The organism is Immundisolibacter sp., from assembly GCF_014359565.1.
GTDB lineage: Bacteria > Pseudomonadota > Gammaproteobacteria > Immundisolibacterales > Immundisolibacteraceae > Immundisolibacter.
In genome coordinates this window covers 17366-39284 of sequence record NZ_JACIZD010000012.1, presented here as the reverse complement: position 1 = coordinate 39284, position 21919 = coordinate 17366, and the positions used below count along the sequence as shown (strand labels likewise).

Below are 21919 nucleotides of genomic sequence, written 5' to 3'. Positions count from 1 at the left end.
CCTGCGTAATGCCGGCACCGGGCCGGCGGATCGGGCCACCCTGTCGCGGGAAGCCCGTGCCTGATTGGAAAGCGCGCGTGCCGGGGCCACCGGCACCACCCTACTACCCTTCCCTGGGCCGCCGACTCCCGCACGCCTTGTCAGAGCCGAACTGCATTCTAACGGTCGTTAGCCTCGTTCAACCATCCGCACCGGCGTCAGCCTGACCGGCGTCAATACCGGCACATGTCCCCGCTCACAGCCGGTGCCGCCGATCGCCACTGGCAAAGCCGATCAGACCGTCGCCGTCGTCCAGCCCGCGTGTCAGCGCCAGCACCTTGAAGGCCTCGCCCATGGCCTGCGGCAGCAGCAGCTGCCGCACCTGCAGGGCCAGGTCCATGTATGCCGGATCGGCCGGGTCGAGCGCTTCCAGCAGCTGCGGCAGACCACAGTTGATGAGGAACTGCGCCTGATTGGCGAAACCGGCCAGGCTCGCCCCGGCCTCGCATCCGGCCTGCGCCATGGCGGTGAAATCGACATGCGCCGTGATGTCCTGCAAACCCGGCCACAGCAGCGCATCGGCGTGCGCGCGCTGGCGGTAATGGCACTGCAGCGTGCCGGTGTGGCGTTGCGGGTGGTAGTACTCGGCCTGCGCGTAGCCGTAGTCGATCAGCAGCAGCAGGCCGCGCTGCAGGCGCTCGCACAGCGTGCGGACCCAGGCCTCGGCGGCGAAATTGACTTCCGATTCGTAACCGGTGGGCAGATCGAGCGAGGCCACGCGGGCTGCCAGCAGCTCGTCCTGCGGCGGGCCGTTGACCAGCTCCATGCCCTCCCCCGCCGTGGTCACGTAAAGCTCGGTAATGCCGCCATCCACCACACGAAACCGCCGTACCGGCATGGCGTCCAGCACCTCGTTGGCGATCACCACGCCCGTGAATTGCTCCGGCAACTGCGCGAGCCACGCCAACCGCCCGGCCAGATGCGGCACGCGCCGGGCGATTGCCGCGCGCTGGCGCTGCTGCAGCTCGGCGCTCAGCTCCAGCATCAGATACCGCCGCGGCAGGCAGCCGAGCGCGTCGAGTTCCGCCAGCAACTCGGCCGCCAGCGCGCCGCTGCCGGGGCCGAATTCCAGCACCTCGCCATCCGGCACGGCGCTGAGTACCTGCGCCACCTGCCGCGCCAGCGCGCGGGCAAACAGCGGCGAGCGCTCAGGCGCGGTGGTGAAATCCCCCTCGGCCCCGAACTTGCGCAGCCCGTTGACGTAATACCCGAGCCCCGGCTCGTACAGGGCCAGCTGCATGTAGGCATCGAAACCCAGCCGCCCGCCGCCAGCGGCAATCGCCGCGCGGATGCGGCCCGCAAGCTGCGCCGACAGCTCCAGCGCCTGGGCATCCGGCAGCGGCAGCTCAGGCATGGGCCGGCACCGTTAATATCCGCGTCGCTGCGCCTGTCGCCCGCCGCGTTTCATCCATCCCGGTCATCCGCATGTTGATTCTGTCCCTGGCTCTCACCGTCGTTGCCTACCTGCTGGGCTCGCTGTCGGCGGCCATTGTCGTGTGTCGCCTGCTGCGCCTGCCGGACCCGCGCAGCGCAGGTTCCCGCAATCCGGGCGCCACCAACGTGCTGCGCATCGGCGGCAAGTGGCCGGCCTTCCTGACCCTGGCCGGCGACCTGCTCAAGGGCGTGCTGCCGGTGCTGGCGGCGCATGCGCTGCACCTGCCGCCGTGGGGCCTGGCGGCGGTCATGTTCGCGGCGTTTCTCGGTCATTTGTACCCGCTCTATTTTGGCTTCGCCGGCGGCAAGGGCGTCGCCACCACCCTCGGCGTGGTGCTGGCCATGAGCCCGCCGGTTGGCCTGGCTGCCTGTCTTACCTGGCTCGCCACCGCCGCCATCACGCGCTATTCGTCCCTGGCCGCCCTGGTCGCCGTCGGGTTGACGCCGATCTACACCGCGCTGTGGACGCGCCAGCCGGCGCTGGTGCTGACCACGCTGCTGATCGCCGCCATCCTCACCTGGCGCCACCGCGAGAACATCGCCCGCCTGCGCGCCGGCACGGAAAGCCGCATCGGCCGCAAGTCAGCCACCCCGAGCACCCCATGAACCACTGGCTGTTCAAATCCGAACCGGACGTGTTCGGCATCGACCACCTGGCCGCCAAGCCCGACGCCACCGAGCACTGGGACGGCGTGCGCAACTACCAGGCACGCAACTTCATGCGCGCCATGCAGGTCGGCGATCAGGCCTTTTTCTACCACTCCAACTGCGACCCGCCGGGCATCGTCGGCATCGTGGAAGTCGTGCGCGAGGCGTATCCGGACCACAGTTCGTGGAATCCGGAGAGCAAATACTTCGACCCGGCCTCCACCCCCGACAAGCCGCGCTGGTTCATGGTCGACGTGCGCCTGGTGCGCAAACTGCCGCGCCTGATCTCGCTCGCCGAACTGCGCGAGCACCCGGCGCTGATCGACATGCCGCTGGTGCGGCGCGGGAACAGGCTGTCGGTGATGCCGGTGTCCGAGCAGGCGTGGTCGGTCATTCTGGCGATGGCACAGGACCACGATGCACGGTTCGACAAGCCGCTTTGAGCTCGCAACCAACCCCTGACCCAGGCGAACCCAAGACCTACTTCGCGTGCCAGATTCCGTACACTGGATTTCATGGCACCAGCAACGATCAGCCAGTTCCGCCACCTGATCCGTACGCTGAACTACGTCGTTTCCACCCGCGCCGCCGAAGAGCTTGAAGATGACCACCTCTGCATCCTCGACCTCGAAAACATCATCCTCACGGGGCAAATCACCGCGCGCCAGCGCGACCCCCAAAGCCGCGAAGTCAAGTGCGTCGTCACAGGCGCCACGCTCAACGGCACCGCCGCGGAAGCTGTCGTCAAAATCGGCATCACCGGCAAGCTCATCGTCGTCACCGTCTACCGTTGTTGAGCAACACTGCGCTCATTGCGGCAGCGCCGCAGTGCAGTTGAAACACGTCACGCGCAGCTTCGGCCAGGGCGCGGCCCTGCTGGTCATCGAGGCCATTCCCATGTGGTCGTGCCCGAGTTGCGGCGAGTCTTATTTCTCCGCGCAAACCCTGCACGAAATCGAACGCATCAAGGCGCTGCGCAAGTCGATCGCGGTCAATCGAATAGTGCCGGTGGCGGCCTTCGAGGCTGCGGAGGCGTGACTGACCGGGCGTTGGAAATCCCCGACAAGCGAGGGCTACCGGTCGCACAGCCGACGATTCACCACCCGTTCAACGATCGGGTGCGGGCGTGGCGCGGTGTCAGCGGGTCGGTGCAGGGCCACCCTTCGACCGCCCGCCCATCTTGCCCGTCTCCTTGCCAGCGCTTCCGAGAAGGTCAAGGTCGGCATCTTGTGCTGCTGTTTCTGGGCCGGTTTTGGCGCAACCATGTTTCGGGCTGCACCCGCAGCGGCTCCTGAAGGAGGCCGCCAAGGATCCGGCCGGTATCGTGCAGTTTGCGCATTACGGCACGGGTGACGAGCTGGTCACCAACGACAGGAACCTGCTGCCGGACGACAACCGCGCGGATGCGCGCGCCACTGCGGCCTGGGAAGCGGCCCTGAAAGAGCTGGTCAATGGCGGCCTGCTGGCTGCCCGCGGCACGGCGGAGGAGATATTCGAGGTCACGAAAAAAAGGCTACGACGCGGCCAACCGCCTGCCTGAATAGACGCACCGCGCGTCAGCCGGGCACGGCGCGCCGGTGGGCGCCTGCGGCCTGCGGCGCGGCCACCGAGCGCTGCGCACCGTGGCATGTGCGACCGAAAAGCGTCGGATAATCGCAGCACCCGATTCAACTGCCGCCAAGTGCAGACCGAGGAGAACGAACGATGTCACAGAGCCATTACCGACCGGAAATGTCGCGGCCCGAGGCCAACCACGCCGAGCTGTACCGTGACCCGGCCATCTTCGACGAGGAGATGGACAAGATTTTCCACGCCACCTGGGTGTACGTGGGCCACGCCAGCGAGGTGCCCAACCCGGGCGACTACAAGACCAGCTTCATCGGCCGCGTGCCGGTGATCATGTCGCGCGACATGGCAGGCCAAATCCACGTCATCGCCAACCGTTGCACGCACCGCGGCTCGACCCTGTGTGCACGCGAGTTCGGTCACGCGGAAAGTTTCACCTGCCCCTACCACGCCTGGACCTTTCGCCTGGACGGCAGCCTGGAGGCGGTCGGCCTGCCGCGCGGCTACAACGAGGGCGAGCTCGATTACGCCGGCCTTGGCCTGCCGGCGGCGCCGCGCGTGGGCAGCTACCGCGGCTTCGTGTTCGCGAGCCTGAACCCGGACGTGCGCGACTTCGACACCCACATCGCCGCCGCCAAAAAGTACATCGACTACTACTGCGACCTGTCGCCAACCGGCGAAATCACCGTCGGGCGCACCGGCATCTACAAGCACCGCTACCGCGGCAACTGGAAGGCGCAGCTGGAAGGCAGCGTCGAGGGCTACCACGTGTGGCACAACCACCGCACGGCCATCGACATCATGAGCCGCTTCCTGCCGATCATGAAGCAGTACCAAAACCTGCCCATGAAGGCCTACGACCTGGGCTTCGGCCACAACATCATCGAGAACTACACCCTCACCGACGCGCAGGTGCACGAGCGCTGGCCGGCCGAGTTCATCGACATGCTGATCAGTGCCCATGGCCGCCAGCGGGCCATGAACGCGCTGCGCCACCGCTTCAACATCGTGCTGTTCCCGAACATGGCGATCCTGGAATACCACGTGCGGGTGATCCGGCCCCTGGCGGCCGACCTCACCGAAGTGCGCCAGTACCACACCTCCATGGTCGGCGCGCCGGCCGAGATGAACCTGCGTCGGGTGCGCGAGCATGAGTTCTTCTACGGCCCCGGCGGGGCCGGCGGACCGGACGACCTGGCCACGTTTGATCGCATCCAGCAGGGCATGGAAGCCTGGACGGCGCCGTGGGTGCTGTTCAACCGGGGTCTGAAATCGGAAGAAACCACCGCCGAGGGCCTGCGCTGCGGCCATCACACGCAGGAAACCCAGCAGCGGGCGCCCTACTACGAATACCGGCGATTGATGGAAGGCAAGGCGCCCGCGCCCAGCCGCATCCGCCTGGCCGCGGCAGGCTGAGGAGCAGCACATGAACCAGGCCCAAGCTGAAGCCTTCCTGTTCCGCGAAGTGCGGCTGCTCGATCAGCGCAAGTTTCGCGACTGGCGACAACTGCTGACCGACGATGCGATCTACTGGGTGCCCAACGGCGACGCCGACGGCGATCCACAGCTGCATTGCTCCATCGTCTACGCCACGCCGTCCATGGTGGAAGACCGCCTCGACCGGGCCGAAAGCCCGTTCTACTGGGTGGGCGACCCGCCCATCCGCAGCGTGCACACGGTCAGCAACGTGCTTGTGGAGCGCGCCGATGGCGACAGCGCCGACATCGCCTGCAACCAGGTGATCTACCTGTACCGCGAGAACGACCAGCGCCGCGATCAGGTGCTGGAGATCCTGCCGGCGCAGTGCGAATACCGCCTGCAGCGGCACGGCGACCAGTGGCGAATCGCCCACAAGAAAGTGGCGTTGCTGAACAGCGACGGCCTGGTACCGCTGCTGCCGCCGATCATCTGAGACGCTTCGTCAGGCCGCGCGCCGGCGGCCTATGCCGATGGCCGCCAGATCGTGCCCCGGCACCAGCCGGCCGGAGTAATGCCGGCTGGCCAGGCGCAGGCGATCGTCGCTCGCGTTGTGCGAAATGACGTGGCTTCTGACCAGCGCCCTGGCGCCGGCCTGCTCGGCAATGCGGCCGGCGTCCTCGATCCCGCAGCCGGCCCAGCCAGTGCCGCCGCGCGCCCAGCAGGACGCGCGGGTGGCGCACCGATCAGACGAAGCTGTCGTAATGGATGCGGTCCGGCGGTACCTTCAGCTCGCCGCCCAGCATCTGCATGACGGCATTGATCATCACCGGCGGGCCACAGGTGTAGAACTCGCATTCCATCAGCTGGTCGGCCGGGATGTGCGCCTTGACCTGCTCGTGGATGAAGCCGAGCAGGCCGGTCCAGCTGCCGGCCTTGGCCAGGTCCGGATCGGACAGCGCGGGGAAAAACTCGATGCGATCGCCAAAGCCCGGCAGGGCCTTGAGTTCCTCCTCGCCGCACAGGTCGCGCGGCCCGCGGGCGCCATAGAAGAACTTCAGCTTCACGCCATCCATGGACGGGTCCGCCACCAGCCCGCGGGCAATCGACAGCATGGGCGCCAGGCCCGAGCCGCCGCCGATGCACACCACGGTGCGCTTGATCTCGGTGCGCAGGTAGGCCAGGCCGTACGGGCCGTCGATGTCGATGTGGTCGCCGACCTTCAGGTCGAACAGCGCCGCGGTGCCGGCGCCGTTGGGCACCTTGCGGATGATGAACTCCCAGCGCCCGTCGGCGTTGCGGATGTTGGACATGGAATAGGCACGCGGCCCGGCTACACCCGGCAGGTGCAGCAGCGCGTACTGGCCCGGCCGAAAGCCGGCCGGCTGGTTATCCTTGAACACGAACTCGCGGATGTCGTGCGTCAGATCGCGGACGGCCAGCAACTCGCCCTTGAACCGGCGCGGCGTGTCGGTCGGGATGAAATGATCGTCGATGATCATCGGCTTGATCACGCAGTCGCTCACCGGCACGCACTGGCAGGCCAGCAGCCGGCCGCGCTGACGATCGCGCGGGTTCAGGCCCGGGGCTTCCTCCCACAGGGTGCGCACCTCGCCTTCCACCACTTCGAACTTGCAGCTGCCGCAGCTGCCGACGTTGCACTCATAGGACAGGCCAACGCCCGCCCGCAGACCGGCGCGCAGCACCGTATCGTCCGGGGCGCAGGGGTACTCGGCGCCGGATTGCTGCACGCGGATGGAGAAGGCCTGGCTCATGGGTCTACCTTTATGGGTCGTGAACGAAAGGGGGTGGCGCGAAAAAAATCGGTCCGCAAGTTTACCCAAGCCGGACAGTCAGGAATCGACGCCGCCGGCCAGCCACAGGCAACGCCCGCCGCTGACCTTGTCGATGGCCTTCAGACGCGCCATGTGGGCAAGCATCTCGTCCTCGGTCGGCAGGGTGACCGGCAGCGCCGGTCGGTCGGCGCGAACGCGCAGCGGCTGGGCCGCATTGCCGTCGTGCGCGGCGTTGGCCTCGTCACCCAGCAGCAGCGTGACCTGGCCGCCGGTCATGGCCAGGTACACATCCGCCAGAATCTGCGCGTCCAGCAGCGCGCCGTGCAGGCTGCGCCCGGAGTTGTCCACGCCGTAGCGGCGGCACAGGGCGTCCAGCGTGTTGCGCTGGCCAGGATGCAGGCGCCGCGCCATCGGCAGCGTATCGAGCACGCTGCACAGGGCGTCGATGCGATCCGGAGTCCCGTTGTCGAGGCGTGCCAGCTCGGCGTTCAGAAAGCCGATGTCGAAGTCGGCGTTGTGGATCACCAGCTCGGCACCGGCGATGAACTCCAGGAATTCCGCCGCCACGTCGCCAAAGCGCGGCTTGTCGGCCAGGAATTCGTTGCTGATGCCGTGCACTTCCTCGGCGCCGGGGTCGATCGGCCGGTCCGGCTGCAGGTAGTGGTGGAAATGCTTGCCGGTCAGGCGGCGGTTCAGCAGCTCGACGGCGCCGATTTCGATCACGCGGTGGCCCTCGGACGGCGACAGGCCCGTGGTCTCGGTATCCAGAACGATCTGCCTCATCGCCGGCCACCCGCGCCCGCCGCCGCCTTGCCGCCCAGCAGTTCATCGATGCCGCGATTGGCCAGGGCGTCGGCGCGCTCGTTTTCCGGATGCCCGGTGTGGCCGCGCACCCAGGTCCACTCGGCCTGGTGCGGCACCAACAGTTCGTCCAGACGCTGCCACAGCTCCTGGTTCTTGACCGGCTTGCCGTCGGCGGTGCGCCAGCCACGCCGTTTCCAGCCGGCCAGCCACTGCGTGATGCCGTGCAGCACGTACTGCGAATCGGTGACGATGTGCAGCCGGCTTGGCCGTTGCAGCACCTCCAGCGCGCGAATCACGGCCGTCAGTTCCATCCGATTGTTGGTGGTGTGGGCCTCGCCGCCCCACAGCTCGCGCTCCTGCTCGCCGTAGCGCAGCAGCGCGCCCCAGCCGCCCGGACCCGGATTGCCGCGGCAGGCGCCGTCGGCAAAGATTTGCACCGGCTGGCTCATGCCGCCGCCCGTCCGGCCGGCAGCCGCTGCGCAGGTGTTGCGTAAACCGGCAGGCGCTGCCACTGCAGGCGCAGCGGGCGCACCGCAAAGCGCCGCTTGCTGGCGGCCAGGCAATACAGCCCGCCACCGCGCGGCAGCAGGCGCGGGCCGATGCGCTCCATGACGCGCGTACCGCGCAGCGCCCATTGCCGCTCCAGCGGCAGGCGGAAAAACGCCGTCGTGACGTCCTCCACCTGCATCGGCAGGCGGGCCAGCAACTGACGCAGTTCGCCCACCGAGCGCAAATGCTGCGGCCACCAGTCGCGGGAATGATTGCCGAAGCGCTCGGCCAGCCCACGCAGCCCGCACAGGCTCCACGGGTTGAAGCCGGCCACCAGCAGCCGCCCGAACGGCATCAGCACCCGCTCGGCCTCGGCCAGGATCGGTGCCGGATCGGCCACGTGTTCCAGCACGTGCAGCAGGATCACCACCGCCGCGCTGTCGCTGGCCAGCGGCCAGGCGGCCGGATCGGCGCGCAGGCCGACACCCGCCGCCGGCGCACCCGGCCCGGCCATGACCACCGACCAGGCGCGCTCGCCGCGCCCGCCCAGGTCCACGGCCGGCCAGTGCCCCGGCACCTGCACCACCAGACCCTGCAGGCCCCGCGGCAGCAAGGCGCAGACCTGCGCGTGCAGGGTCTGCGTGAGGGCGGCGGCCAGTGGATCGGGCGCCTGGACGGCGGACGGTGTGGAGCTCATGTGATCAGGATACAGCGCGCAACAGCAGGCTCTGGCAGGTCGGCGACGGCAGGGGTTTCAAGCCACAAAAGGCTTTTCAGCCGCCGTGTACGCCGGACGGCTGCCACCGGCACGACCGATTCCTAAAACGGGATGTCGTCGTCGAAATCGCCGCCGAAGTCGTCGGCCGCAGGCTTGCTGGCGCCGCCGCCCGGTCGACCAGCCGCCGCCGGCGCACCGCCGCCCCAGGTCGGCTCTTCACCACCGCTCTGGCGGCCGCCGTAACTGCCACCGCCTTCGCCACGGCCCTCGCCGCCGCCACCGAGCATCTGCATGTCCGAGCCGACGATTTCGGTGCTGTAGCGCTCGACGCCTTCCTTGTCCTGATACTTGCGCGTCTGCAAGCGGCCTTCGATGTACACCGTGCGGCCCTTCTTGAGGTACTCGCCGGCAATCTCGCCGAGCTTGCCGAACAGCACCACGCTGTGCCATTCGGTGGCTTCCTTCTTCTCGCCGGTCTGCTTGTCCTTCCACGACTCGGTGGTGGCGATGCGCAGATTGGCCACCGCCGAGCCGCCGGCCGTGTAGCGCACCTCGGGGTCGCGCCCCAGGTTGCCGATCAGAATTACCTTGTTGATGCCGCGCGCCATGACCGCCTCCGTAATATCGAAATCATCAAATTTTCGCCGCCGAGAACCGCTCCAGGCTGGCCGGCTCGAACCGCTGCCCATCCACCCGCAGGTAGGCTACACCTTCCTCCGGAATCACCACCGCCTCGGCCACGCCGACCAGCGCCGACAGTTCATCGGTCAGCGTGCGCGCCTGCTCGGGGCTCAACCGACCCACGTCGACCAGCTGCGTTTTCAGGTGGGCCGGTGCCTGCAGGCCAAGCGATATCGCCAGCCAGATCACGCACAGCGCAAGGCCGGCCAGCAGCACACCCGTGGCGCCGTGATGGCCACGCAGCCACCCGGCCCCTGCTCCGCCGATGAAAGCCCCCAGAAACTGCGCCGTGGAATACACGCCCATCGCCGTCCCGCGACCCGCCATGGGTGCCAGGCGCGACATCATGGACGGCAGCGTGGCCTCCAGCACGTTGAACGCGATCAGGAAGGCCAGCAGCCCGGCCGCCACGCCCCACAGCACGTGATTGCCCTCCAGCAGCACCAGCAGGCCGCCGGTGAGCAGCCCCACCATGGCCACGAACACCTGCTTCAGGCGGGCGCGCCGCTCGGCGTAGACGATCAGCGGCACCATGGCCGCGATCGACAGCAGCACGGTCGGCAGATACAGCCACAGATGCTGCGCCGCCGGCAGGTGCAGGTTGTCGCGCAGCAGCGGCGGCAGCACCACGAACGTGCCGGTCATCAGGATGTGCAGCGCCATGATGCTGAAGTACAGCCGCAGCAGATGCGGGTCGCTCAGCGCCACGCGCAGTTGCCCACTCGGCCGGCTGACCGCGCGCGACACCACCGGGGTTGGCACCTGCCACCACAGCAGGCCGATCATGACCAGCGCCAGCACGGCGATCATCAGGAAAATGCCCGGCACCGTCAGCCAGGCCGCCAGCACCGGCCCCAGCGGCAGCGACACCAGATAGGCCCCGCCGATGCTGATGCCGATGGCGGCCATGCCCTTGCTGCGTTGCTCCGGGCGCAGCAGATCGGCCAGCAGCGCCATGATCGGCGCCGCCACCGCGCCTGCGCCCTGCAGCGCCCGGCCGGCGATGATGACGGTCACGCTGTGCGCAGCCGCCGCCAGCACGCTGCCGGCGCTGAACAGCAACAGGCCAGCCGTGATGACCGGCTTGCGCCCGAACCGGTCCGACGCGCTGCCGAAGGGAATGCCGAACACCGCCTGCGTCAGGCCGTACATGCCGAGTGCCAGACCGATCATGGCCGGCGTGGCGCCGGGCAGCGTCTCGGCGTACAGCGCCAGCACCGGCAGCAGCAGGAACAGCCCCAGCATGCGCAGTATGTAGATGGCCGACAGGGTGCCGGTAACGCGCCGTTCGCTGGGTGTCATGTACGCGGGAGTCGGATCGGGTCGTTGGCAGCGCGACGGTGCGCGCGGCCGGGCCGGCATTATCCGGCCGCCCCGCCCGCCGCCACAAGGCGCACCGTCAGCCAAGCATCGCCCTACGGCAAGCACCGTCGCGCCGGAAGCCGCCTCGATGCCGGCAGCCGCTTGCTCTCAACCCTTGTGCGAGCGACACCGCGGGATCGGCGCCCCCGCCGCAAATCCGGACCGCGCCCGCCGCACCCGAAGATTCGGCCCGAGGGCGGGCCTCCCACAGGAAAAGCCGCTGTGGAAGCCTCCCGTGGGAGCGGCGCCCCCGCCGCGAATTCGCACCGCGCCCGCCGCACCCGAAGATTCGGCCCGAGGGCGGGCCTCCCACAGGAAAAGCCGCCGTGGAAGCCTCCCGTGGGAGCCCGTGGGAGCGGCGCCCCCGCCGCGAATCCGCACCGCGCCCGCCGCACCCGAAGATTCGGCCCGAGGGCGGTCCTCCCACAGGAAAAGCCGCTGTGGAAGCCCCCCGTGGGATCGGCGCCCCCGCCGCGAATCCGCACCGCGCTCGCCGCACCCGAAGATTCGGCCCGAGGGCGGGCCTCCCACAGGAAAAGCCGCTGTGGAAGGCTCCCGTGGGATCGGCGCCCCGCCGCGAATCCGCACCGCGCCCGCCGCACCCGAAGATTCGGCCCGAGGGCGGGCCTCCCACAGGAAAAGCCGCTGTGGAAGCCTCCCGTGGGAGCGGCGCCCCCGCCGCGAATCCGGACCGCGCCCGCCGCACCCGAAGATTCGGCCCGAGGGCGGGCCTCCCACAGGAAAAGCCGCTGTGGAAGCCCCCCGTGGGAGCGGCGCCCCCGCCGCGAATCCGCACCGCACCGCGCCACACCAACACCCCGTCGTCCTGAGGAGCGCAGCGACGTGAGGACCTTGCCATCTCTCTACAGACAGGGCGCGGCGCCCGAATGAGCGCCGCGCCGCATAACGCAGACCCGACCGATCAGGAAGGGCGTCGACGCAGCGCCAGCCCCGCTACCAGCAGGCCGCTGCCCAGCAGGGCAGTCGTGGCGGGCTCGGGAACCGGGGTGAAATTCACCGTCAACCGTGCGTTGCGATAGTCGAAATCTCCGCTAACGGCCTTGAGCGTGAACATAAGCGGAGTGAAATGATCGGGCGCCAGAAGTTTGTCAGCAACATCGATGGCCCAGAACGCCTGCGTGGCGGTACCATCAATTTCCACATTGCCGACAAACGGATCAACGCCTTCAATCGTGGCCACGTCCGCGAATTCCCGCTGCACATCAAGCCGGTCGCCGCCCAACAACACGGTCAGCGTCGCAGAGGTGATCGAGGCCCACAGCGAACTGTCGTAGGCAATGGAGATGTTTCGCGTAGTTGGGGACGTCAACGTCACATCAACATCCTGTCGAATACCACCAGCGCCAGTCTCGGCGTAGTAAACGATGGTGTCCGCCGAAGCAGCGCCGGCATATGCCACGGCGGCTGTCAGGAACAAAGCACCAATATTTTTCTTCACTGCAAATCCCTCATGTTGGCTGAGACGCCGCGCACTTGCGGGGCGACTTTAGCACTGCAATTCTGACATCCCGATTACTGCCACAGGCCAATGAGCGCCCGTTCATCCACCACTGCCGCACCGGAGGGTGACGCCTGTGCCTCCTGTCCACCGTACCGTGGCGGATTGAGACGGAGTCTAGGCGAGGGGCAGGTCCCGGCCATTGGACGATAGGACAACCCCACCACACGACATGCGGTTTTCGCTGAAAAATTCGGCCCGGGACCGGGCCTCCCGCAGGCACCACCCCACCCCGTCGTTGCGAGGAGCGCGCAGCGCGACGTGGCAACCTTGCCCTTGGTTGCGCCTGGACGGTACCAGCCGGAAAGGTTGGCGGTACCGGCCGGAAAGGCAAGGTCCTCACGTCGCTGCGCTCCTCAGGACGACGGAGTTGTTGTTGCTGCGCTACTCAGGACGACGGGGCAGTCTGGCCAGCCTGGCCAGCGCTTGCTACCATCACCTGCCCCTGACAGTCTGGACACAGCCATGCAAGTCAACATTCTGGAAGCGAAAAATCAGCTCTCAAAGCTGGTAAAGGCCGCCCTGGCGGGAGAAGAAGTCATCATCGCGCGCAACGGCACGCCCGTGGTGCGGCTGGTCAAGGCACAGGAGCCGCGCGTGCATCGAAAGCCAGGCGCGTGGCGCGGCCTGCCGCCACCGGCCCCTGACTGGGATGATGCCGCCGCCAACCGCGAGCTCGCCGATGGGCTGGTCGGCAACGACCCGGAATGACCGCTTACCTGCTCGACACACAGCTGGTCTACTGGTGGATGACCGACGCAGCCCACCTTGGGCGCACCACCAGAAAACTGATCGCCAACGAGCAATGCGCCGTCAGTGCAGCCACGCTGTGGGAGATGGTGCTCAAAAACGCGCGCGGAAAACTGCCGCTGCCCGACACTGCCCTCGCTGCCAGCCTGGAAGACCAAGGCTTTCGGATCGTGCCGCTCGCCGCCAGCCATGTGGAGGCTTGCCGTGCGCTCGGCCTGGAGCATCCGGACCCATTCGACCGTGTGCTGCTGGCAACCGCCTGCGTCGAAGGACTCGTACTTCTGACACGGGATGCCGGCCTTCTCGCTGCTGCGCGTCATAGAGCACTGCCGGTTCAGCCCGCCTGAGCCAGAGGGCGCAACAGCCGGAAAGACAAGGCCCTCACGTCGCTGCGCTCCTCAGGACGACGGCGGTTTTTGTTGCGAACGGGGTGTTGGTGCTGCGCGGCGCAGCGCGCCCTGCCCGCCGACGTACAACGTCCCACACCGTCGTTGCGAGGAGCGCGCAGCGCGACATGGCCCTCCCACAGAAAAAACCCCCTGTGGAAGCCCCCGTGGGAGATTCTATGTTCGAGGTCAAGGCATCGGGGTGGAGTTGGGCTGATAGGTCGACTGGTTTTTGAGGAGCGCGAAGGCGATACGGGCGAGCTTGCGGGCCAGGATGACCAGGCACTGGGTGGTGCTCAGGCCGCGGTTTCGGTAGCGCTGGTAGAACGGCTGCCAGGTAGCGCAGCGGCAGGCGGCCATGGCTGCGTTGTGGAGCAGCCGGCGCAGCTCCGGATCGCCCTGTTTGGTGAGCTTGCGCCGGCCAGTGAATTGGCCGGAATCGCGCACGCGCACGTCGAGTCCCAAGAAGGCGATAAAGGCATCGCTGCTGTGGAAGGCGCCGCGGCGGAAGACGGTGACCAGGCCGGCGGCGGTGAGCGGGCCGATGCCCTCGATCGCCTGGCAGCGCTGGGCATCCGCCGCCCAGCCATGCTCGGCCAGTGCCTGGCGCAGCCGCGTCTGGATCAACAGGTCGAGCCGGGCGAACTGGCGCAGCAGGCTGCGCACGGCGGCCTTGAGCTCGGGCAGCTCCTGGAGGCTTTGGGTCAGCGCCACCTTGGCCTGGATCAGGCTGGCGCGCCGGCGCAGTAGCCGGATCAGGCGGTTGTAGCCGGCCGGCGGCGGGCTCCACGGCCGCAGCGAGGTCTGCTCATGGCGCAGATAGCGCAGCAGAAGCCGGGCATCGCTTGCGTCGGTCTTGGCCCGGCCGCCAATGCTCTTGCGGTAGGCGTTGAGTCGGTAGCCGTCGACCACATACACCGTGTGGCCCAGCGCCTGTGCCTCCTCGACCAGTGCCAGATGGAACCGGTTGGTCGCCTCCACTGCCAGCGCCGTCGGCCCCGACAGGTGCTTCAGATAGGAGCGGATCGCGCGCCGCTCGTTGACCAGCGTCACCAGCTGCTCATCCCAGCCTTGGCAGAGCACCAGCTCGGCCTTGGCCACATCAACCCCCAGTTGTAGCGTCTCGACTGCCATTGCCATCGTCATCTCTCCCGGTTAGCGTGTGTCGTGCTTGCCGGGAGCTCACCGTTGCGCTGGCTTGCCTTTAATCGTCGGTCGCTGCCGATAGATTCCATATGGGCGCCTGAAGGTGAGGGGCGGGACGAGCTCTCCCACGGTCTGTGCCTGCGGCCAGATGCGGCGCTGGTCCCTCCGCCCCGGCAAGCCCTTTTTGACTTGCCAAGACCAAACATACAAGCGGCGCCCCCGCCGCGAATCCAAAGCCCGATCCCCACACCCGAAGATTCGGCCCGAGGGCGGGCCTCCCACGGAGTTGTCCAGTTGTAATCGCCGCTCGACCCATAATCCAACTATCCAACCCCCCCCGCCCTCGCATTCAACCAAGGCAAAATCTTGAATCTTGAATCTTGAATCTTGAATCTTGAATCTTGAGTGAAGATTCGGCCCGAGGGCGGGCCTCCCACTCCCAAGGGCTTGTCCAGTTTTCATCGCCCCTCCGCCATCACCCCCTCATAAATCTCCATCAACCGCCGGTAATTCACCTCCGGCGAAAACTCGGCCTCGTACTGCGCGCGCGCCGCGGCCCCCATCGCCGCCATCCGCTGCGGATTTGCCCGCGCCCACGCCACCCGGTCGGCCAGATCGCGCGCGTTGCCCGGCTCGAACAGCAGGCCGGTCTGACCGTCGCGAACAATGTCCGCCAGCGCGCCGATGCGGCTGGCGATCACCGGCAGGCCACACGCAAACGCCTCCACAATCGTGCGCGGAAAGTTCTCGTACCAGATGCTCGGCATCACCAGCGCCTGCGCCCGGTGCATTTCCTGCCGTACCGCCTCGCCCGGCAGACTGCCAAGCCGCGTCACACCCGCCACGCCGTCCAGCAACCCGGCTTGCGGACCCTCGCCCGCCACCCGCAGTTGCGCACTGGGCGACAGCGCCATGGCCCCGACCAGCACCGCAACGCCCTTTTCAGTCGACAGCCGCCCCACGCACAGCAAACCTTGTCTTTCTCCGTCCCCCTCCGGGAGAGGGTCGGTGTGAGACTGCGTTTCAGCCCAATCAACGAAATTCGGCTTCACCACCACCCGCTCAGCCGGCAAACCGCCCTCGATGAACTTGCCCCGGCAAAACTCGTTCAGCGCGATATAGCGCGCCACCTTGTGCCGATACGTCCCCAGCCCCCGGTGCAGCGTCAACATCCCAGCCAACACGCCCGACGCCGCGCGCGAGTCCCGATAGCACCCGCGCGCCACGCCCCGCCAGGGCAGATGTCCCATGCAGTCCTCGCACACCCGGCCCTGGCGCAGGAACAGGGCATTCAGACACATCAGCCGAAAGTTGTGCAGCGTCTGCACCACCGGCACCCCGGCGCGCGCCGCCGCCCAATAAAGCGAGGGCGAAATCAGCGGAAAGGTGTTGTGGGCATGGATCAGATCCGGCTGAAAGCGGCGCACCAGCACCGCCAGATCACGGGAGGTACGACCGGACCACAACGTCTGGCGCGCCAGCGACAACGTAGGCATCCCGGCCACGTCGTCATTGCTGCGGAAAAAGGTTTCCACCACATGGCCGTGCGAGCGCAGCAGCGCCAGCTCCGACTCCACCACCGAGTCCTCGCCGCCGCGGTGCTGGTAGGCGTTGTGCGCCAGCAGTACCCTCATGGCCGCATTCTTCGGCCACACCCATTGCTATTCAGGCAACGCTCGACGCCCTCGGCAAAATTGCGCGCCATGTTTTCAACCGTGTACTCCGTGGCACTCGCCTTGCAACCGGCCTTGACCCTGTCGCGCCGCGCCGAGTCTTCCAGAAGTGACACGACACCTTGTACATAATCCGGCAAGGTATTTTCAGTCATGACACCGTTTACGCCGGATTGCAGATAGGCGATCTCCGGGCTGTGTATGCCGCAGTCCGTGGTCAGCATCGGCACCTCACACACGAACGAATCCAGAATACCCAGCCCCACCAAGCCGGGGTTGAGCATCACCGTCGCCGAGGCAAGGGCGGTGACCTTGTCCATGTCTTTGAGCATGCCGACATAATGCGCCCAGGAATTGGCCCCGCAAAAACTCTCCACCAGCGCACGTTGTGGCCCCGCACCGACCACAACGAGTTCAAAATCGGGGACACGGGCACGCACCTCGGTTGCCGCCTGCAACAGAAAATCAATTCTTTTTTCCTCATAAAGTGACCCCAGAAACATACCGATAGGTCCGGTTTGAATACCCTGCGTCCGCCGCCATTCGGCAATAGCCAGCGCGTCGACTGCTTCGAACTGCGCCCGCATTTGTCTGGTATCTATCGAATTGTTGATCACCGTAATCCGTGCATCGGGAAAACCGGTACGTGCTATCAGCGGGCGGCTAAGTTCCGTGTAACCAAACCACCAATCCGCACGCCGCGCCACATGGGTCTTGAACTTTTCGCGCCATGAATCCGCCCGGCCTTGCAGGTTGGCGCCATGCCCCCATAAGCCAACCTGGTAAGGCGTGGGCCAGAATTGATGCCAGAGATTGCAAATCAACTTATTCTCAAGGGCCACCACCAACATAGCCGCGCCGCTGAGCAGTCCTTTAACAGGCTGATAACAAATGCGGCCGCCTGCAAAATATCGGGTGGGCAGCTTTTGCCCCCAGGAAACTTCCGCTCCGTCATTTTTGCGGCTTTCTTTGGGCGTACCTTCGCCATAGCCAAGAACCAGCTCCAGATTGCGTAGCTCCAGCTCAGCACGCAGGCTTTCAAAAAAAGCGACACGATAATGTGTCATGCGGCGCTGAACCACAACAACTCGCTTATTCATTTATTACCTGTCAACACCGTCGATAACGACCACACGTGCTGGATTTCCGACGACCGTTGCGCCCTCCGGTACGTCCTTCACAACCACAGCACCAGCGCCGATACGCGCTCCACTGCCCACTTTGATGGGACCCACAATAACCACGTTGGCCCCGATATCGACGTTGTCGCCAATCGTTGGGGAAGCCCTCGTGCCAAATGGAAGCGTCTCCTTTACACCAATAGTGGTGTTATGTCTCAACACGACATTAGATCCAATCACGGTTTTGTCATTTATAACGAGGCCCATTCCATGAAACAAGCGCAAGCCTGCACCGACTTGAAGCCCCCATGGCAACTCGATTCCAAGCAGCCATTCCACCCCAATTCGGTAAAGCACAAGCACCGGAAGCCCCATAATCATAATCGGCTTAGGCGCGCGTCGAATAAGCTGTGCAATGCGAAAAAAAACCAGCACCAACCTACCCTTTACATTACCGCTATTGGCCGGCCAGTCCTGAAAGCAATAAATCATTTCACTGAACAACCAAGAAAGGATCGCCAGTAATCGACACTGAACTTCCTTGAATCGCCCAAGCGCCAGTTGATCGCGGCAAACACGGCCGGCCCAGGCCGTCTTCTTCCAGCGTGCGGCGAAAGCGCAAAAGGGTGCTCTCGTCCGGCACGCCGGCCAGTTCGACGCGAAAAAACCGGCGCAGGCTGGCCACCTCGTACAGCGCGTCTTCCATGCCCGGGTCGCAGCAGTTGTAAGCGATCTGCGCAACATGCACGCGCAGCATGCTCGCCAAGGGCAGCGGCTGCTGGCCGGGGCGTCCGCTGTTGGGGTAATGCGGCTCGATCAGCGCGATGAGGTCCGGCCAAGGCAAAAGCGATTCCAGTTGGCCCAGCAAACGCTCGCGACGGGTGACTTTTTTCTTGCCGTCAAACTCGGCGTCGCTGAAACTCAGTTGCCCGGATGCATGCATGGCGGTGACTCGAAGTGCGGAGTTAGAATTTTATCAACGAAGAGGATTCATGCAGGGGTTCCAGAACGTCATGGATCAGTCACGCGCGGTAGCGCGTTGACTGCATCCGCTTGTTCGCTGTTGATTCGGTAAGCGATGTAGGATTTTGGAATTACCCACAGCAACCTCTCCGTGACGACCACGCAATCTGGAAACAGTTCCTTAACCTGCTTCTTGCTGAGTAGCCGGGTAAAAGCAATCGTCTCGTCAATCTTTTCCTGCGAAGGCCTTTGAATCCATCCCCAAGGAGTTAACCATCTCAAAAGTCGTCGCCGGACAAAAACGGGTAGCCAATGAACGAACAGCGCTAAAAAGTGAGGTTCGATTGGGCACTCAATCGCGGGGGTTTGTATCCATAGCCTTTTTCCAACTCGTCTCACCTCCCGAGCAAATGCCTTTTGTTTTTCCCAATCCCCGACGTGTTCGATAACCGAATTAGAAAACAATATGTCGTAGGAGTTTTTATCGTATGTGAGAGAGCATCCGTCTCCAACTGATGTTGTGATGTGATGTTTCGGGTATCGGCCTCCATCGAATTCCACTTTATGAAGGTTCAGGCAATCAATTCTCTTCGCAAGTTGGGGCCTTGTCGTCCAAGTTCCCGGATAGCCACCAACGTCTAGCACCAAATCCTCGGCCCGCGGTTGTATGATGGCTTCAAACTTGACCATTCTCTTCTGTCGCCACACTTTGAAGATTTGGGCGTGTATTGCGTGGATATTCATATTTTCCTCAGCGAACGTGCGATATACACCTTGCCAAATGTATATCTAGGGAACCTCTGCACGAAGCGTAGCCTACCCCATATTTTACTTCATGAAGAGCGATTTTTGGCACGATTCCACTCATTCAAAGCTGATTCGCTCCGATTTTCCAGGCTGTTCCTGTTCTGGGCGCACCATGCCCTCGAACGGCGCACCTGCGCGTCGCCTTGGGGAACAATTAATTTCACTGAACAACCAACACAGGATCGCCAGTAATCGACACTAAACCTCCTTGAATACTTCCTGCAAAACCATGCAAATCTTCAAGCCACACGGGAGGCGTAACATCAACGGCTTGTTTCGAGTTATCCTGAGTCCAGAAAAGTATGGCGGACTTGCCGTTTTTCAACGTCAGATGGCAGTTCCAACGCTGATCGACTCGCGCGCACTCCTGAAAACTGCTACCCAGCATCCATTTCTGGACAATTTGGTAGGCCGCCAATTCGGGCTCGCGCATATCGCCTGAAGGATTTACAAAACCCAGGCGATCGTGATCCCACGCGTACCAATAAAAACGCTCGACCCCGCTCGCCCACGTCAGAATCAACCAGCGCGCGATATGACCGCGCGCCGAGGCTGCGGGAGAGTCTGCATTTTTATTGCCTATGCTCAGCCCCGATTCCGTATCCCAGACAGGCTTCGTGGTCAGATCATGCGCTTTGAGCACATCGAATACCTTCCTGATAAGGTTCAATCTTTCTTCGGGAAATTCGCTGTCCGTATAAAAATGATATCCGATGATGTCGCAGTAATTGGCACCACCAGCCGCTACGAAGCGGCCAAACCAGTTCAGGCTCTCGTATTTTGCCGGGGATGGACAAACAATGCGTGCCGTTGGGTCCGCGCGCGCGACTTCTTGGTCGACGATTCGCGTCATTTCGACCATTTGCTCTACCGTACCGGAAAAAAACCCGCTCGATGCCGGCTCGTTCCATACTTCATACGACTTGATCCTGCCTTTGTAGCGGCTCGCCACCCGCCGAACGAACCTGGCGAAATCGTTCATGTTGCGCGGCGGCGCGGCCTCCCCTGGCCCGTAAAAAGAGCGCCTATCCGGCTGTGCCGAGGCCCAGCGAGGCGTGCGGCCAAACGTCAGCAAAACGTCGTAATCAGATGAATTGGCCACCGACAGAGCAAAGTCGAGCCGCCTGAAATTCCACTCATTTTCCTTTGGTTGAAGCAGAGTCCACTCCACTCCGGCACCCCATAATCGCCACGTGCCGAAGTCGATCATCGGACGCATGGCCTGATCGTGAAAACGATGGTTGTGAATTCCAAAATAGAATGGCGGTACCGGCGCGGCCGGCGGCGTGAGCTGGTCTATTTCCGCCGCGCCGCATACGGAGGCGCCTGCAAGCATGAGCAAGCCAACGCCGAGCCTGTACACGATCATCTCAATTGACAGCCTTGGATGTTGCATTGGCATCATCGGATTCCTGTAAAGAAGCGGCCACCAGAGTCGCGAAGAAAATATAAAAGGGATAGATCAAAGTGTTGTCGGTCAGCAAAAGAACATTGGTGTAAAGAGCAACCAGCAGGACACCCAGTCGCCGCGACGAATAAAGCGCCCATACGAACATCGTCAACACTACGCCACCGTACTCATAAAAAATCTTCAGCGTATCGGCATGAAGATTCCCCTTGCCTACCCACGCCATGCCTCCCTCCAGGGCATCATAGACCTGCCCCGGCCCCATCCCCATCAACAGGAACCGCCCGGGATCCCGAAAAATGTCAACCACCACATGGCCATACAATCCTTGCCTGCCCATTCCGAACTGATCGGCGCTTTGGCCGGTCAGCTCATGAATAAGAAAATTCAAACTGCCAGAACCGTATGACAGAATCAAGACAATGAACAGGGCATTCGCCAGCAGCATCGGCAGCGGCTGCAATATGCTTCGCACCATCGGCCTGGGAAAAAACTGCAGCACGAAGCAAAGAAAAATACCCAAAATCACAATGCGCTTCAGAGTCAGCAGCGCGAACATGAAAGCCAAGGCAAAGCTACGCCAACGCCGGGTATATGCCGCCCACACCGCCAATAATCCAAACACATATGAAAACCCTGACTCGAAGGTGGATTTCGACGCCGCCACATCGAATGTGACATGCGACAGCACAGCACCTGCACCGTCGGATGCGACCCTCGCAGCGACGTTTGTTATCAGCCCGAGAATCGATGCCAAGAAAATCGTGTTCCATGACCACAATCTCCTATGACCAACAAGTGTTAGCGACAGGCCGGTCAGAACGAGATAGATGTCCTGTATTCCCTGACGGTTTGCTAAAGGAATAAGCGCAATGCCTGCTAACACTACAACAAGATATGGACGCGCCAACTCCGTTGTACGCATGTGACGGTTGGCCAATATTACCAGCACCGCCACTAAAGGGAATGAGTAATTAAAATATCTAAATGGTGTTATAGCAACGCTCGCAATCATCAGAAAGAAAACAACGTAGCCGAATACTTCATCCAGGCGCAAGTCGCCAAACGAAGCAGGTTTCTTGTAATCGGCCATGTGTTCGGCGCTGTTCATGGTCATTTCGCCTACCTAATCGACTCAGGTAGGAGTGCGGTCAAGCTCCACGCACTGCCTTTTCTGCCTGGCATGTCGGTAT

25 protein-coding genes are annotated in these 21919 nt (G+C 64.1%); 9 read left to right on the top strand and 16 right to left on the bottom strand.

The window, feature by feature from the left end:
- Nucleotides 1-235 precede the first annotated feature (235 nt).
- The gene (locus H5U26_RS11875; protein WP_290619936.1) at nucleotides 236-1393 is read right to left on the bottom strand and encodes an SAM-dependent methyltransferase; all 1158 of its coding nucleotides are present in this window, start codon (nucleotides 1391-1393) and stop codon (nucleotides 236-238) included.
- Between the two features lie 71 nt (nucleotides 1394-1464).
- On the opposite strand from H5U26_RS11875, the gene plsY reads away from it, so the two are divergent.
- The 7 genes from plsY to H5U26_RS11840 all read left to right on the top strand — a co-directional run bounded on the left by plsY (nucleotide 1465) and on the right by H5U26_RS11840 (nucleotide 5599).
- The gene (gene plsY / locus H5U26_RS11870; protein WP_290619934.1) at nucleotides 1465-2079 is read left to right on the top strand and encodes a glycerol-3-phosphate 1-O-acyltransferase PlsY; all 615 of its coding nucleotides are present in this window, start codon (nucleotides 1465-1467) and stop codon (nucleotides 2077-2079) included.
- Nucleotides 2076-2564 (top strand): EVE domain-containing protein, encoded by a 489-nt coding sequence (locus tag H5U26_RS11865; protein WP_290619932.1) that lies wholly within the window; start codon nucleotides 2076-2078, stop codon nucleotides 2562-2564. The genes plsY and H5U26_RS11865 overlap by 4 nt, the downstream gene beginning before the upstream one ends.
- A 72-nt stretch (nucleotides 2565-2636) precedes the next feature.
- Nucleotides 2637-2918, top strand: coding sequence for a DUF4258 domain-containing protein (locus H5U26_RS11860; RefSeq protein WP_290619984.1), 282 nt, complete (start codon nucleotides 2637-2639; stop codon nucleotides 2916-2918).
- Nucleotides 2860-3159 carry a type II toxin-antitoxin system MqsA family antitoxin gene (locus tag H5U26_RS11855; protein WP_290619982.1) on the top strand — a complete coding sequence of 100 codons (300 nt, stop codon included), beginning with the start codon at nucleotides 2860-2862 and terminating at the stop codon, nucleotides 3157-3159. The genes H5U26_RS11860 and H5U26_RS11855 overlap by 59 nt, the downstream gene beginning before the upstream one ends.
- 286 nt (nucleotides 3160-3445) lie before the next feature.
- Nucleotides 3446-3661 carry a hypothetical protein gene (locus H5U26_RS11850; RefSeq protein ID WP_290619930.1) on the top strand — a complete coding sequence of 72 codons (216 nt, stop codon included), beginning with the start codon at nucleotides 3446-3448 and terminating at the stop codon, nucleotides 3659-3661.
- Between the two features lie 164 nt (nucleotides 3662-3825).
- Entirely contained in the window at nucleotides 3826-5103 is a 1278-nt protein-coding gene (locus H5U26_RS11845) for a Rieske 2Fe-2S domain-containing protein (RefSeq protein WP_290619928.1), read from the top strand.
- Nucleotides 5104-5113: 10 nt separating this feature from the next.
- Nucleotides 5114-5599, top strand: coding sequence for an aromatic-ring-hydroxylating dioxygenase subunit beta (locus tag H5U26_RS11840; protein WP_290619926.1), 486 nt, complete (start codon nucleotides 5114-5116; stop codon nucleotides 5597-5599).
- Nucleotides 5600-5849: 250 nt separating this feature from the next.
- Here H5U26_RS11840 and H5U26_RS11835 read toward each other — a convergent pair whose 3' ends face one another.
- The 7 genes from H5U26_RS11835 to H5U26_RS11805 all read right to left on the bottom strand — a co-directional run bounded on the left by H5U26_RS11835 (nucleotide 5850) and on the right by H5U26_RS11805 (nucleotide 12412).
- Entirely contained in the window at nucleotides 5850-6878 is a 1029-nt protein-coding gene (locus tag H5U26_RS11835) for a 2Fe-2S iron-sulfur cluster-binding protein (RefSeq protein WP_290619924.1), read from the bottom strand.
- A 78-nt stretch (nucleotides 6879-6956) separates the two neighbouring features.
- Nucleotides 6957-7682 carry a DNA polymerase III subunit epsilon gene (dnaQ, locus tag H5U26_RS11830; protein ID WP_290619922.1) on the bottom strand — a complete coding sequence of 242 codons (726 nt, stop codon included), beginning with the start codon at nucleotides 7680-7682 and terminating at the stop codon, nucleotides 6957-6959.
- Nucleotides 7679-8152 carry a ribonuclease HI gene (gene rnhA / locus H5U26_RS11825; protein ID WP_290619920.1) on the bottom strand — a complete coding sequence of 158 codons (474 nt, stop codon included), beginning with the start codon at nucleotides 8150-8152 and terminating at the stop codon, nucleotides 7679-7681. The genes dnaQ and rnhA overlap by 4 nt, the downstream gene beginning before the upstream one ends.
- On the bottom strand, nucleotides 8149-8889 hold the full coding sequence (locus tag H5U26_RS11820) for a methyltransferase domain-containing protein (RefSeq protein ID WP_290619919.1): 741 nt from the start codon (nucleotides 8887-8889) through the stop codon (nucleotides 8149-8151). The genes rnhA and H5U26_RS11820 overlap by 4 nt, the downstream gene beginning before the upstream one ends.
- Before the next feature lie 122 nt (nucleotides 8890-9011).
- Nucleotides 9012-9518 (bottom strand): single-stranded DNA-binding protein, encoded by a 507-nt coding sequence (ssb, locus tag H5U26_RS11815; protein WP_290619918.1) that lies wholly within the window; start codon nucleotides 9516-9518, stop codon nucleotides 9012-9014.
- Between the two features lie 25 nt (nucleotides 9519-9543).
- Nucleotides 9544-10893 carry an MFS transporter gene (locus H5U26_RS11810; RefSeq protein WP_290619916.1) on the bottom strand — a complete coding sequence of 450 codons (1350 nt, stop codon included), beginning with the start codon at nucleotides 10891-10893 and terminating at the stop codon, nucleotides 9544-9546.
- A 982-nt stretch (nucleotides 10894-11875) separates the two neighbouring features.
- Complete coding sequence (locus tag H5U26_RS11805) at nucleotides 11876-12412, bottom strand: PEP-CTERM sorting domain-containing protein (protein ID WP_290619914.1); 537 nt, start codon at nucleotides 12410-12412, stop codon at nucleotides 11876-11878.
- Nucleotides 12413-12937: 525 nt separating this feature from the next.
- Here H5U26_RS11805 and H5U26_RS11800 point away from each other — a divergent pair.
- A complete protein-coding gene (locus tag H5U26_RS11800) occupies nucleotides 12938-13183 on the top strand; it encodes a type II toxin-antitoxin system prevent-host-death family antitoxin (RefSeq protein ID WP_290619912.1) in 246 nt (81 codons plus the stop codon).
- The gene (locus H5U26_RS11795) at nucleotides 13180-13569 is read left to right on the top strand and encodes a type II toxin-antitoxin system VapC family toxin (RefSeq protein ID WP_290619910.1); all 390 of its coding nucleotides are present in this window, start codon (nucleotides 13180-13182) and stop codon (nucleotides 13567-13569) included. The genes H5U26_RS11800 and H5U26_RS11795 overlap by 4 nt, the downstream gene beginning before the upstream one ends.
- A 228-nt stretch (nucleotides 13570-13797) precedes the next feature.
- Here H5U26_RS11795 and H5U26_RS11790 read toward each other — a convergent pair whose 3' ends face one another.
- The 8 genes from H5U26_RS11790 to H5U26_RS11755 form a co-directional block, all read right to left on the bottom strand.
- Nucleotides 13798-14748, bottom strand: a complete 951-nt coding sequence (locus tag H5U26_RS11790; protein WP_290619908.1) for a transposase — start codon at nucleotides 14746-14748, stop codon at nucleotides 13798-13800.
- A gap of 464 nt (nucleotides 14749-15212) precedes the next feature.
- Entirely contained in the window at nucleotides 15213-16388 is a 1176-nt protein-coding gene (locus H5U26_RS11785; RefSeq protein ID WP_290619906.1) for a glycosyltransferase family 4 protein, read from the bottom strand.
- Complete coding sequence (locus tag H5U26_RS11780; protein ID WP_290619904.1) at nucleotides 16385-17527, bottom strand: glycosyltransferase family 4 protein; 1143 nt, start codon at nucleotides 17525-17527, stop codon at nucleotides 16385-16387. The genes H5U26_RS11785 and H5U26_RS11780 overlap by 4 nt, the downstream gene beginning before the upstream one ends.
- A 3-nt stretch (nucleotides 17528-17530) precedes the next feature.
- On the bottom strand, nucleotides 17531-17983 hold the full coding sequence (locus H5U26_RS11775; RefSeq protein ID WP_290619902.1) for a serine acetyltransferase: 453 nt from the start codon (nucleotides 17981-17983) through the stop codon (nucleotides 17531-17533).
- 58 nt (nucleotides 17984-18041) lie between these two features.
- On the bottom strand, nucleotides 18042-18491 hold the full coding sequence (locus H5U26_RS11770) for a transposase (protein WP_290619900.1): 450 nt from the start codon (nucleotides 18489-18491) through the stop codon (nucleotides 18042-18044).
- A 68-nt stretch (nucleotides 18492-18559) separates the two neighbouring features.
- Nucleotides 18560-19255 (bottom strand): class I SAM-dependent methyltransferase, encoded by a 696-nt coding sequence (locus H5U26_RS11765; RefSeq protein WP_290619898.1) that lies wholly within the window; start codon nucleotides 19253-19255, stop codon nucleotides 18560-18562.
- Between the two features lie 223 nt (nucleotides 19256-19478).
- A complete protein-coding gene (locus H5U26_RS11760; RefSeq protein WP_290619896.1) occupies nucleotides 19479-20720 on the bottom strand; it encodes a glycosyl hydrolase in 1242 nt (413 codons plus the stop codon).
- On the bottom strand, nucleotides 20689-21837 hold the full coding sequence (locus H5U26_RS11755; RefSeq protein WP_290619894.1) for a hypothetical protein: 1149 nt from the start codon (nucleotides 21835-21837) through the stop codon (nucleotides 20689-20691). The genes H5U26_RS11760 and H5U26_RS11755 overlap by 32 nt, the downstream gene beginning before the upstream one ends.
- Nucleotides 21838-21919: the final 82 nt, after the last annotated feature.